This is a genomic window from Streptomyces sp. NBC_01451 (assembly GCF_036227485.1).
In the GTDB taxonomy this organism is placed as follows: Bacteria; Actinomycetota; Actinomycetes; order Streptomycetales; family Streptomycetaceae; genus Streptomyces.
Map to the genome: position 1 here is coordinate 8,792,466 of NZ_CP109479.1, position 11,826 is coordinate 8,804,291.

General features: G+C 69.9%; 10 protein-coding genes. 5 read left to right on the top strand and 5 right to left on the bottom strand.

Annotated features, from left to right (window positions below; all coding sequences use genetic code 11):
• Nucleotides 1-77 precede the first annotated feature (77 nt).
• The gene (locus OG595_RS38725; protein ID WP_329280472.1) at nt 78-956 is read left to right on the top strand and encodes a CoA transferase subunit A; all 879 of its coding nucleotides are present in this window, start codon (nt 78-80) and stop codon (nt 954-956) included.
• On the top strand, nt 953-1,717 hold the full coding sequence (locus OG595_RS38730; RefSeq protein ID WP_329280474.1) for a CoA-transferase subunit beta: 765 nt from the start codon (nt 953-955) through the stop codon (nt 1,715-1,717). The genes OG595_RS38725 and OG595_RS38730 overlap by 4 nt, the downstream gene beginning before the upstream one ends.
• A gap of 41 nt (nt 1,718-1,758) precedes the next feature.
• On the opposite strand, the gene OG595_RS38735 is transcribed toward OG595_RS38730, so the two are convergent.
• From OG595_RS38735 to OG595_RS38755, 5 genes are all read right to left on the bottom strand, one after another.
• Nucleotides 1,759-3,804 carry a non-reducing end alpha-L-arabinofuranosidase family hydrolase gene (locus tag OG595_RS38735; RefSeq protein WP_329280476.1) on the bottom strand — a complete coding sequence of 682 codons (2,046 nt, stop codon included), beginning with the start codon at nt 3,802-3,804 and terminating at the stop codon, nt 1,759-1,761.
• 94 nt (nt 3,805-3,898) lie between these two features.
• Nucleotides 3,899-5,512 carry a glycoside hydrolase family 43 protein gene (locus OG595_RS38740; RefSeq protein WP_329280478.1) on the bottom strand — a complete coding sequence of 538 codons (1,614 nt, stop codon included), beginning with the start codon at nt 5,510-5,512 and terminating at the stop codon, nt 3,899-3,901.
• Nucleotides 5,513-5,694: 182 nt separating this feature from the next.
• A complete protein-coding gene (locus OG595_RS38745) occupies nt 5,695-6,597 on the bottom strand; it encodes an amidohydrolase family protein (protein ID WP_329280480.1) in 903 nt (300 codons plus the stop codon).
• Nucleotides 6,594-8,180 (bottom strand): HAL/PAL/TAL family ammonia-lyase, encoded by a 1,587-nt coding sequence (locus tag OG595_RS38750; protein ID WP_329280482.1) that lies wholly within the window; start codon nt 8,178-8,180, stop codon nt 6,594-6,596. The genes OG595_RS38745 and OG595_RS38750 overlap by 4 nt, the downstream gene beginning before the upstream one ends.
• Complete coding sequence (locus OG595_RS38755; RefSeq protein WP_329280484.1) at nt 8,177-9,196, bottom strand: ornithine cyclodeaminase family protein; 1,020 nt, start codon at nt 9,194-9,196, stop codon at nt 8,177-8,179. Before OG595_RS38755 ends, OG595_RS38750 begins: the two co-directional genes overlap by 4 nt.
• A gap of 118 nt (nt 9,197-9,314) precedes the next feature.
• On the opposite strand from OG595_RS38755, the gene OG595_RS38760 reads away from it, so the two are divergent.
• The 3 genes from OG595_RS38760 to OG595_RS38770 are packed head-to-tail and all read left to right on the top strand — an operon-like array spanning nt 9,315 to nt 11,796.
• On the top strand, nt 9,315-10,448 hold the full coding sequence (locus OG595_RS38760) for an ABC transporter ATP-binding protein (protein WP_329280486.1): 1,134 nt from the start codon (nt 9,315-9,317) through the stop codon (nt 10,446-10,448).
• Complete coding sequence (locus tag OG595_RS38765; RefSeq protein ID WP_329280488.1) at nt 10,445-11,110, top strand: ABC transporter permease; 666 nt, start codon at nt 10,445-10,447, stop codon at nt 11,108-11,110. The genes OG595_RS38760 and OG595_RS38765 overlap by 4 nt, the downstream gene beginning before the upstream one ends.
• A complete protein-coding gene (locus OG595_RS38770) occupies nt 11,107-11,796 on the top strand; it encodes an ABC transporter permease (protein WP_329280490.1) in 690 nt (229 codons plus the stop codon). The genes OG595_RS38765 and OG595_RS38770 overlap by 4 nt, the downstream gene beginning before the upstream one ends.
• Nucleotides 11,797-11,826: the final 30 nt, after the last annotated feature.

The window sequence follows — 11,826 nt, forward strand, 5'->3', positions numbered from 1 at the left end:
CGGTCTGGCCAACGTAACCTAACAAGTGTTTGATAGGTAAGACTCCGTAAGGGTGAGAGCGTGGGAGGGATCGGTCCATGGGTGACAAGTCGATGTCCCTGGAGGACTTCGCCGGCACCGTCGAGTCGGGCATGACGATCGGAATCGGCGGGTGGGGATCGCGACGCAAACCGATGGCACTCGTGCGCCGGCTTCTGCGTTCCGACGTGCGTGACCTGACCGTCGTCACGTTCGGCGGCCCGGACGTGGGGCTGCTGTGCGCGGCGGGAAAGGTGCGCAAGCTCGTCTACGGCTTCGTGTCGCTGGACAGCATCGCCCTCGACCCGCACTTCCGCGCGGTACGGGAGCGGGGCGGAGTGGAGACCGCCGAGTACGACGAGGGCATGTTCGTCACCGGCCTGCGGGCCGCCGCGAGCCGTCTGTCCTTCCTGCCGACCCGCGCGGGCCTGGGCTCCGACGTCCTCACGATGAACCCGGACCTGGTGACGATCGCCTCCCCGTACGACGACGAGGAGTACGTCGCGATGCGGGCCCTGCGGCTCGATGCGGCCCTGGTGCACGTCAACCGGGCCGACCGGGCGGGCAACGCCCAGTACCTGGGCCCGGACCCGTACTTCGACGACCTGTTCGCGATGGCGGCCGACCGCTGCTATGTGAGCACCGAGCGCATCGTGGAGCCGGCCGACCTGCTCGCCGCCGGGCCCGCGCAGTCACTGCTGATCAGCCGCCTCTTCGTCAACGGGGTGATCGAGGCACCTCGTGGCGCGCACTTCACCTCCTGCGATCCCGACTACGGGCGGGACGAGGCCTTCCAGGCGCACTACGCGTCGGCGGCGCGGGACGCGGACTCCTGGCGGCTGTTCCGCAAGACGTTCCTCGACGGCGACGAGCGGGCGTACCAGGAGGCGGTGGCGGAGTTCCACGCCAACCGCGACGGACAGGAGGAGGGCCGATGACGGAGATCACCCGGGCCGAGGTGTGCGCCGCGGCCTGCGCCGACGCGTGGCGCGATGCCGGTGAGGTGCTCGCGCACACGGCCGGTGTGCTGCCCTCGATCGGAGCACGCCTCGCCCGTCTGACGACCAGCCCGGACCTGGTGCTGACCGACGGCGAGGCCTATTTCATGAGTGATCCGCCACCGCTCGGCCGGACCGCAGCGGACGGGGGCGTCGTCGAGGGCTGGGTGCCGTACCGGCGGGTCTTCGACATCGTCGCCAGTGGCCGTCGGCAGAGCATGATGGGCGCCAGCCAGATCGACCGCTACGGCAACCAGAACATCTCCCTCATCGGCGACTGGCGCCGTCCCACGCGCCAGCTCATCGGCGTGCGCGGCGCCCCGGGCAACACGGCCAACCACCGCACCGACTACTGGGTGGCCCGGCACACCCCGAAGGTCTTCGTCGAGAAGGTCGACGTGGTCTGCGGTGTGGGCAACGACCGTGCGCGCGGCGGCAAGGGGCTCAGATTCCACGACCTCGGCGTGGTGATCACCAACCTCGCGGTCCTCGACTACGGGGACGACGGACGGCTGCGCGTGCGCTCACTGCATCCCGGCGTCACCGCGGACGAGGTGCACGCGAACACCGGCTTCGCGCTCGACGCGACCGGCGCCCCCGAGACCCGTCTGCCCGACGGGACCGAACTGCGGCTCATCCGCGAGGTCGTCGACCCGGGCGGCCTGCGCGAGCGCGAGGTGAGCCGGGGTGCCGGGTCGTAGGACCCGGCACCCCGGCTCACCTCATCGGGACAATCAGCCGTTCAGCAGGGTGAGTTGGTCTGGGTGAGCAGTCCGAGGCGCCACGGCAGGGTGTTGTAGTCGCCGGTCGCACTGGGGTTCATCCCCTGGTACAGGTACTGGAGTTTGCAGCCGGGGATGGTCAGTGTCTGGTCGTAGCCCGCGCGGATCATCTCGCCGTGACTGATGTCCTTGGTCCAGGCTCCGGCCGGGAAGGTGGTGTTGTTGGCCCGGGCGAACGGGTTGCTCTCGGAGGCGGCCAGCGCCGTCCACGAGCCGGTGAGGCTGCCGGCGGTCCAGGAACGGAACCAGCGCCTCCCGTCCGAGCCGATCGCCTCGACGAGCATCAGATACTGGTTGCTGCCCTGCACCTTGTAGATGTTGCTCGCTTCCCACAGGGCGTACTTGTTGGAGTCCTGGGCCACGATGACGGTGTTGGTGAAGCCGTTCGGGAACTGGCCGACGGTCGTCTGCGAGCGGTAGAGGTGGCCGTTGTCGTCGGAGGAGAACAGGTAGCAGTTGGCGCTGTCGCAGATCACCCACATGTCGACCCAGTAGCCGGTGCCGATGTTCTGCTTGATGATGTCCGGCATCGCGGAGTAGAAGTTGCGGGGCGCGCTCCACCCGCCCGGGTTGCTGATGTCGGAGTTGGTGGAGTACGAGGCGTTGCCGGTCTGGTAGACGAGGTACCACAGCTTCTGGGGCGCGTTGTAGAAGACCTGGGGCGCGGCCCGGTACCCGGTGCCGATCGCGGTGCGGTCCAGGTAGTAGTGGGTGGCCGAGCCCGCCTGCGACCAGTCGGTGAAGCTCAGGTACACGAGGTTGTAGCCGGAGGCGCTCGCCGTGCTGGCGAACACGTGGTACTTGCCGTTGTAGTAGACGACCGACGGGTCCTTGAGCGCCGCGATGTTGTGGGTGGCGTCCGGTTTCGGCCCGATCAGCGCGGCACTGGAACTCCACTTGAAGCTGGCGGGCAGTGCTGCCGCCGAGGCGGCCGAGCGGGTGTTCGTGGGCTGCGCCGCCACCGTGGCCGCGCTGCCGCCGAGCGCGGTCAGCGTCGCCTGGAAGGCCGCCTTCTTGTTGCCGTTGCCGTCGAACAGCAGCGGGTTCTCCCCACTGCGCCAGGAGTCGCTGTCGCGGATGCCCCACACCGTGATGCCGGTGCAGCGCGCCACGTTCATGCAGGCCCGGACGGTGTTCGTGTACGCGGCCGACGGCGCCTGCGCGATGTCGAGTTCGGTGATCTGTACGTCCACTCCGAGCGCCGCGAAGCTCGACAGTGTGGTCTGGAAGTTCGACGGCGGGCCGCCGGTGCCGAAGTGCGCCTGGAAGCCGACGCAGTCGATGGGCACCCCGCGCGCCTTGAAGTCACGCACCATGCGGTAGACGCCCTGCGTCTTCGCGGCGCTCCAGTTCTCGATGTTGTAGTCGTTGTAACAGAGCTTGGCCGCCGGGTCGGCCGTCCGCGCGGTGCGGAAGGCCTGTTCGATGAAGCCGTCGCCCAGCAGGTTCTGGAACACCGAGGCACGGTGCGTGCCGCTCCCGCCGTCGGCGAACGCCTCGTTGACGACGTCCCAGGCGTAGACCTTGCCCTTGTAGTGGTTCGCCACAGTGCTGATGTGGTTGTTCATCACGCTGCGCAGCGTGTTCGCGTCGGTGATCGAGCTGACCCAGCTGGGCAGTTGGGAGTGCCACACCAGGGTGTGGCCGCGCAGGCGCTGTCCGTGCGACGAGGCCTGACTGGCGATGCGGTCGCCGGAAGCGAAGTCGAACGAACCGCGGGTGCGCTCGGTGGTGTCCCACTTCAGCTCGTTCTCGGGGGTCACCGAGTTGAACTCACGGTTGAGGATGTTCGTGTAGGTGGTGTCGCCGAGCTTGCCGGCGGCCACCGCGGTCCCGAAGTACCGCCCGGACTGGGCCGCCTGAGCCCCCAGAGTGCTGGCGCGGACATCCGCTCCGGTCCCGGCCGCGGGCACGGCCGAGGCGGTGCCGGTCACCATCAGAGCGGTCGCGGCCAACAGGCCGAGTGCCGGTGAGCGGCGCCGACTCGCTCGTTTCAGAAGGGTCATCTGCTCTCCTCGTACGGTCGTGTGCGGGATGCGGGATGCGGGATGCGGGATGCGGGTGCGGATGTGTGCCCGTGGCCATGTGCGGGTGGTGCGATCAGGGGGTGGACAGCTCGAAGCGGGCGATGCGGACCGACCCGCCGAGCGCCTGCGTGGCGTGGTTGAAGAGGGCGAAGCGGTAACCCATGAAGAACTGCCAGCTGTTGCCCATGGTGAAAGCGGGCCCCAGCCGGACGAAGTCGACGCCGTCGGTGCTGTAGGAGAACGTCCCCGGGCGCGACGACCCGGGCCGGATGTCGGCCGTGGCGCGCAGCCAGACCCGGCCACCGGAGACACCGGCGCTCGCGGCCTCGTATCCCGTGCCGGTGGTATTCCAACTGCCGTCCATGGTGAGCCCGTTGACCATCACCACCCGGGTCGCGCCGCTGTCGCGCCTGACACCGATCCAGGCCGAGGAGTCACGCAGGAGCGCGAGCCCGGCCCGGTCGCCGTCCCGCATCGCCGAGAAGTCGAGCTGGACGGTGGCGGTCGAGGTGGGGCCCTGGACGCGGTGGGTGAGGGTGTTGCGGGCCCAGTACAGGTCGTCGGTGACGGTCGCGGTCCGCAGGGTCAGGCCGTTGCCGACCGACCACTTGGTGTTGTCCGGGTTGTGGTTCCACTCCCACTTCGGCTTGAGCGTCGTACCGTCGAACATGTCGACGCCCGTCATCGGGGCCACCTGCCGGGGCGGCGACGGGACGACGGGCCCGGGATACGACGCGCCCCACCCGCCGTTCACGAGCTGTACGACGGGCCAGCCGTCCGAGGTCCAGGTGACCGGCGCCAGCACGGGGACCCGGCCGCCGGGGAAGGCGTCCACGAAGGCCAGGTAGTACCAGGCCCCGTTCTGCGTCTGCACGAGCCCGCCCTGGTGCGGGACACCACCGCCGGAGATCGGCCCGGGCAGGTCGAGGAGCACCTGCCGCAGGGTGTACGGGCCGAAGGGGCCGCTCGTCGACTTCAGGATGTACTGGCCGTTGGCCGGGCGGGTCAGGAAGATGTAGTGGTTCCCGTTGATCCGGTAGAAGCGGGAGCCCTCCAGGGTGCCGATGTCCGACGGGGTGCTGAACACCTGCTGCGCCCGGACCTGCGTACGGCCGTCCGCCGAGAGCTGGGCCACGCTGATGGTGCCGTTGCCGTACGCCACGTAGAGGGTGTCGTCGGTGTCGACGAGCAGACCCGCGTCGTAATAGGCAGTGTTGAGCGTCGTGAGACGGTTCCAGGGACCCTCGACGCCGGCAGCGGTGTAGACGTAGGTGCGGGCGAAGTCGATCTGGCCGAGCCAGTAGAAGGTGCGGTTGCTCGGGCGGTAGGCGAGCGACGACGCCCAGATGCCGCGCACGTAGCCGCGGGCGCCGTTCAGGTCGTATTTGGCCCCGAAGTCCAGGACCGGCACGGAGTGACCGGCGAACTCCCAGTTCACCAGGTCGTACGAGCGGAGGATCGGCGCCCCGGGGGAGTAGTGCATCGTCGACGCCGAGTAGTAGTACGTGTCGCCGACGCGGATGATGTCGATGTCGGCGAAGTCCTGCCAGAGCACGGGGTTCGCGTACTGCGCGGCGGCGGGGAACGTCTGCGCGGACGCTGCCGCGGGCAGGGCCGCTCCCACGGCCAGACCGGTCGCCGCGGTCAGCGCGTTCCGGCGCGTGCGCGGTTGATGTAGCCATGACATGCGAGCGCTCCTCTTGTCTGGGGGCTAAGAGGTGTGCGTAGTCGGGCGCGGGGCGAGGAATCGGCTCTTAGTGTTCGACATGTCGAACGTTGGCCGCGTCTTCGGGCATCTTGGATACTAGAAGGCGCGCGGCGCGCGTCAATACCCCTCGCATCATTCGCTTTTCACGTCGAAAGGTTTCGTCACTTCTTGCCTGTGAGCAGCCGCCGCGGATTGGCGATGCGGAAGGCGTACGCCGCCGCTCCGCCCAGCCCGAAACCGGGGTGCAGCGGAGGCTCCGCGTAGGGCCGGTCCGAGCCCTGCACGACGGCATCGGCGCCGAGGGCGCGGACGACCGCGTCGACGGCGCGAGGACCGTAGGACGACGTGTCGACGAAGACGCCCGGGTCCACGTTTCCCTCCGGGCCGCCGCCCCGGGCCGTGAAACGCTCCCCGTGCAGCGGGGCGAGCCCGGCCAGCAGGGCGAAGCACACCCGCAACTGCGGGTGGCGGGGCCGGCCGAAGGCTCGGAAGGCGAACCAGGCGGCGTGCATCTGCTGGACGTACGGAACCATCGCCGGCCACCATCCCGGACCCGTCGGCCCGCCGGCCGCCGGTCCCGGGTGGACGAACAGCGGCAGGTCGCGTTCTTCGAGCAGATCGAGGAGCGGGGCGCACCGCTCGTAACCGGCGGCGTCGGCAAGGGCGTTCGCCGGCAACTGGAGGCCGGCGAACCCTCGGTCGAGGTCCTTGGCCGTCGCGTTCGTGTCGATGTCCCGTACGCAGGCTGCGGCCCAGGCGTCGAAAGGTTTCGGGAGGGCGGCCGATCCGTCGTGATACGCGTCCAGCAGGGGTCGTGCCTCGGCTGCGGGCAGCCACTCCACGCCGATCGGGGCGGACAGCGAGACGAGCACCCGGCCGAGACCGTCGGCGGCGGCGAGTTCCGCACGGCCGGCCACGTCGTGGTCGGCGGGCGGAATCTCGTAGGGCGGCTCACCGTTCAGGTGCAGGGTCCAGCCGTCGAGGAAGGGTGGTTCGCGACGTGAGCGCAGGGCCGCCACCAGCGACGGGGTCCACAGATGCTGGTGCACGTCGACGCTGGTCATGACGTTCCTCCCACCGGGGGTGACGATTCTTCCAGCATCGCGCGCAGCGCGCCCCGGACGTCGTCGGACCCCAGGATGCCCCTACTCACCGCCTCCACGTCCACCCCACAGGGCCGGTCGTCGTCGAGGCCGGGCACGGCCGCCCGGATCGCCCGGTGCAGGAACCGGGGCCCCCGGCCGAGGGCGGGCGGCGCCGCCAGGTCCACCGCCTGCGCGGCGACCACGGCCTCCACGGCGAGCAGCAGCCGCAGCCGGGCGAGGACCGTCGCCAGCCGTCGCGCTCCGAGCGACGCGTTGGTCGAGTCGTCCTCGACGGCGTCCGCGCCGTGACGGGGGTCGGTGGACACCGGCGCGGACAGCAGACGGATCTCGGCCACGAGTGCCTGCGCCGTCTTGGTCAGGGGCGCGAAGCCCGAGCGCTCCGGTCCGTACGGCGACAGGTTCGCGGGCAGTCCGCTGACGCCGGGGTCGAGCAGTCGGCGCATGCGTTCGGCGGAGACCGACGCCGTCTGGGCCAGTGCCAGGGCGAGGGTGTCGAGGGCGAGGGCCAGGGCCGGGGTGTGGAAGTTGCCGGAGGAGAGGATCTCGCCGGTGTCGGGCAGCACCACCGGGTTGTCGCCGCAGCCGTTCAGTTCCGGGGCGAGCGCGGCCCCGGCGAAGTCCAGGGCGGCGTACGCGGCACCGTGCACCTGGGCGGCGCAGCGCAGGCTGACGGGGTCCTGGACGCGCCGGGCGTTGCGCGGATCGCCCAGCTCACCGCCGTCCAGCAGGGCGAGCAGCTCACGCGCGGCGCGGGACTGGCCGGGGGCGGGGCGCAGGGCCAGTACCCGGGCGTCGAGCGGGCTCGTGTTCGCCCGGAACCCCTCGTAGGTCAGTGCCGTGACCGCCTGCGCCAGGGCGAGGAGTGCGGCGGCCTCGTGCAGGACGAGCGCGCCCTGTCCGGCCGCCAGTGGGCTCGCGCTGCACAGCACATGCCCGTCCTTGGGGCCGAGTACGGCCGGCGCGAGTCCGGCCCGCCGCAGTGCCGTGGCGCCGTCGAGCACCTCCCCGTCGAACTCGGCGCTGCCCTCGCCGATGACGACCAGACCGACATGCGCGAGCTGGCACAGGTCGGAGGCGCCGATCGACCCCACCTCGGGGATCACGGGATGGACCCGCGCGTTGAGCATCGCCACGAGCAGCCGCGGGATCTCCGGCCGCACCCCGCTGCCGCCGCCCGCGATGCCGTTCACCCGGGCGAGGACGGCTGCGCGGACGACCGGCACCGGCAGCGGATCGCCGACCGCGTTCGCCCTTCCCCGTACCGTGCGGACGCTGAACTCCTCCAGCTCGGCGCGCGGCAGGGCGTAGGAGGAGCGGGTGCCGAGTCCCGTCGTCAGGCCGTACGTCGGCACCTGGCTGTCGACGACGTCCTCGACGACGGCCCGTTCACGTTCCAGTCGTGGCAACACCCCTTCCGCCAGGGTGACTTGGGCGCCGTGGTGGGCGACGGCGACGACATCGGCGAAGGACAGACTCCGCCCGTCGACGAAGACCTCGGCGACCTTCGCGATGCCGGCGTCCGTCAAACCGGTGTCCGTCATGAGAAGCGGAGTTTCTGGCCGAGGCCGCGTTCCTCGGCCTTTCTCAGCATGGCGGCGCCCAGTGCGATGTCGGAGAGGGAGAGGCCGCGGTGCCAGAACAGGTTCGTTTCCTCGGGGCTCTCCCGGCCGGGTCTGCGGCCCGCGACGATCTCGCCCAGCTCGCCGTGCAGATTGGTCCTGTTGAGCCGACCGGAGTCGACATGGGCGCGCAGGGCGCCGAACGGTCCGGCGTGTGCCTGGCCCCAGTCGTCGACGACGATCTTGTCCATGATGTCGGTCAGGCTCAGCTCGACCGCGCTGTTCGTCCCGTAGGGCACGACCAGGGCGCCCGGGGCGATCCACTCCGTCTTCAGGAGTGGCTCCGGACGTTCGAGGCGGGACGCCTCCACCACGATGTCCGCGCCCTCCACGCAGCTCCGCCAGTCCTCCGTCACGACGACCGGTTTGCCGAGGTCCCGTTCCAGACGCCCGGCGAAGGCCTCGCGGCTCTCCGGGCGGCGTGAGTGGACGCGGATCTCGGTGAGGTCGAAGAGCCGGTCGAGGAGGCGGACGTTCCAGTACGAGGTGGCGCGGGCGCCGATGTGTCCCAGCACCCTGGCGTCCGGACGCGCCAGGTGCCGAGCCCCCAGCGCGGTGAGCGCGCCGGTGCGCATCTCGGTCAGGGCGGTCGCGTCGACCACGGCCACCGGCATTCCGGTACGCGGGTCGAAGAGGTTGAGCAGAGCCATCTCGGACGGCAGACCGGCCTTGTAGTTGCCGACGAAGTCGCCCACGATCTTGACCCCGGCCAGCGACAGCGGGGCGACATAGCCGCGCAGCACGTTGAAGTGACCGTCGAACGCGGGGTCGGGCACGAGGTGGACGCGCGGTTCGATCACCGTCTCGCCCTGCCCCTGGGCGCGCAGCCCCTCCTCGACGGCGTCGAGGATCTCGGCGTCGGTCAGCTCCAGTTGTTCGATGTCGGAGCCGTTCAAAAAGGTGAACCAGACCGGATTCATGCTGGTGTCCTGCCGCATTTCGGACGTCCTGGCCTGATTTCGTGTGATTGTAACGTGCCGTTTACAGCTGGGCATTGACTGTCATTCAGTCACGGATAACTCTGCATGACCATATGCAGTCGGGTAAGGGGCAGCTTTGATCAGATTCGATGCGGTGAGCAAAAATTATCCAAACGGGACGACAGCGGTGGACGAACTGTCGCTGGAGTTGGCCGAGGGTGGACTCACGGTCCTGGTCGGTCCCTCCGGCTGCGGCAAGACCACCACCCTGCGCATGGTCAACCGCATGGTGGAGCCCACGGCCGGAACGGTGAGCCTGCGCGGCAAGGACATCCGGGAGGTCAACGCCCCCGAGCTGCGCCGCGGCATCGGATACGTGATCCAGCACGCGGGGCTGTTCCCGCACCGCACGATCCTCGACAACATCGCCACCGTTCCGCTGCTGCTCGGCTGGAGCCGGAAGAAGGCCCGCGCGCGGGCAGCGGAACTGCTGGAGCTGGTGGGCCTGCCGGGCGAGATGGCCAAGCGCTATCCGAACCAGCTCTCCGGCGGACAGCAGCAGCGCGTAGGGGTGGCCAGGGCGCTGGGCGCCGACCCGCCCGTGCTGCTGATGGACGAGCCGTTCAGCGCGGTCGACCCCATTGTCAGGGGCGAACTGCAGGCGGAGTTCATCCGGCTCCAGAAGGAACTGCACAAGACGATCGTGTTCGTCACCCACGACATCGACGAGGCGATCAAACTCGGTGACAAGATCGCCGTGTTCCGCACCGGCGGCAGGCTGGCGCAGTTCGACACCCCCGAACGGCTGCTCGCCGATCCCGCCGACGACTTCGTCGCCGACTTCGTGGGTCACGACCGGGGCATTCGCCGGCTGTCCTTCGTGAACGCGGCCGACGTGCCGCTGCGGGACGGTCCGGTACTCCCGGCGACCTCACCGGTGGCGGCGGCCCGGACGGGTGACGAGCCCTGGGTGCTGGTCGTCGACGAGGGCCGCCGGCCGCTCGGCTGGGCAGCGGTGGCCGACCTGCCGGAGAGCGGCACCCTCGCGGACGTACCGCTGGCACCCCTCGGCCACACCTTCAGCCTTGTCGGCGACTCGGCACGGGCCGCCCTCGACTCGGCGCTCCTGTCGCCCGCCCGGCTCGCGGTGGGCGTGGACGCGCACGGCGCGGTGGTCGGAGTCGCGGACGCCCACGAACTGTCCGCGGGCACGGCCGACACCGCCGCGACGGACGGCGGCGTCGCCGGGTCGGACGGTGAGAAACGATGAGTGACGGTGAGCCGCTCATCCGGTGGCAGTGGATCGGCGATCACGCCGGTGAACTGGCCGACTACACCGGAATCCATCTGAGACTCGGTCTGCTGCCGGTGCTGTTCGGCCTGATCATCTCGGTGCCCCTCGGCATCCTCTGCCACCGCTATCGCTGGCTGTACCCACCGGTGCTGACCGTGGCCAACATCCTCTACTCGATCCCGTCGCTGGCCCTTTTCATGATCTTCGTCCGGTACACGGGACTCACCGAACGCACGGTGATGATCCCGCTGACGATCTACACGCTGTCGGTGCTGGTGCCCAACGTCGTGGACGGGCTGGCCTCGGTCCCCGAACCGGTCCGGCTCGCGGCCACCGCGATGGGGTTCGGCGCCATACGGCGTGTCGTCCAGGTGGAACTGCCCATCGCCGTGCCCGTCGTCATCGCCGGTGTACGTGTCGCGGCCGTGTCGTCCATCAGCCTGGTCGCGGTGGGACAACTGATCGGACAGGGCGGACTCGGGTACTACATCACCCGTGGTCTCCAGCTCGACTTCCCGACGCCGATCATCACCGCCATCGTGCTGATCATGCTCCTCGCACTCGCCACCGACGCCCTTCTGGTGCTCGCGCAGCGGCTGCTGACCCCGTGGTCCCGGAACAAGGTGACGGCGTCATGAACGACTTCCTGAACCAGATCCGGCTCGTGGGGGACTGGCTGACGTCCTCGAAGCAGTGGCACGGCGACGACGGAATCCCCAACCGGCTCCTCGAACACCTCACCTACAGCGGTATCTCCCTGCTGTTCGCCGCCCTCATCGGGCTCACCCTCGGGCTGCTCGTCGGACACACCGGCCGGGGCGCGTTCGCCGTGGCCAGCGTGGCGAACCTGGCGCGGGCCATCCCCACCTTCGGGCTGGTGGTCCTCGTCGTCACCCTCGCCGGGCTCAGCACGACGCCCGTACTGGTCGCCCTGGTCGCCCTCGCGGTCCCGCCCATCCTCATCAACACCTTCGAGGGCGTCCGGGGCGTGGATCCCGCCACCAGGGACGCGGCTCGCGGGGTCGGTATGACCGAGTGGGAGGTCCTGCTGAGGGTGGAGGTGCCGATGGCGCTGCCGCTGATCCTCCTCGGCCTCAGGGTCGCCGCGATCCAGGTCGTCGCCACCGCGACCGTGGCCGCCTACCCCGGCCTCGGCGGCCTCGGCCGCTTCATCGTCGACGGGCTCTCCCGCAACGACTACGAGCTGGTCATCGGTGGCTCGACCGTCGTCGTCGTACTGGCACTGGTCGTCCAGGTCGCCTTCACCGCGCTGCGGCGCGTCGTCGTCTCGCCGGGCCTTCGGGTCGCGCCGTCCAAGTCCTGAGCCTTCCACGCCGTCCGAATCCCCTTGACC

Bases quoted from the DNA above. Each gene is read 5' to 3' on its own strand.
- OG595_RS38725 (WP_329280472.1), top strand. From the start codon at position 78: ATGGGTGACAAGTCGATGTCCCTGGAGGACTTCGCCGGCACCGTCGAG.
- OG595_RS38730 (WP_329280474.1), top strand. From the start codon at position 953: ATGACGGAGATCACCCGGGCCGAGGTGTGCGCCGCGGCCTGCGCCGAC.
- OG595_RS38735 (WP_329280476.1), bottom strand. From the start codon at position 3,804: ATGACCCTTCTGAAACGAGCGAGTCGGCGCCGCTCACCGGCACTCGGC.
- OG595_RS38740 (WP_329280478.1), bottom strand. From the start codon at position 5,512: ATGTCATGGCTACATCAACCGCGCACGCGCCGGAACGCGCTGACCGCG.
- OG595_RS38745 (WP_329280480.1), bottom strand. From the start codon at position 6,597: ATGACCAGCGTCGACGTGCACCAGCATCTGTGGACCCCGTCGCTGGTG.
- OG595_RS38750 (WP_329280482.1), bottom strand. From the start codon at position 8,180: ATGACGGACACCGGTTTGACGGACGCCGGCATCGCGAAGGTCGCCGAG.
- OG595_RS38755 (WP_329280484.1), bottom strand. From the start codon at position 9,196: ATGCGGCAGGACACCAGCATGAATCCGGTCTGGTTCACCTTTTTGAAC.
- OG595_RS38765 (WP_329280488.1), top strand. From the start codon at position 10,445: ATGAGTGACGGTGAGCCGCTCATCCGGTGGCAGTGGATCGGCGATCAC.
- OG595_RS38770 (WP_329280490.1), top strand. From the start codon at position 11,107: ATGAACGACTTCCTGAACCAGATCCGGCTCGTGGGGGACTGGCTGACG.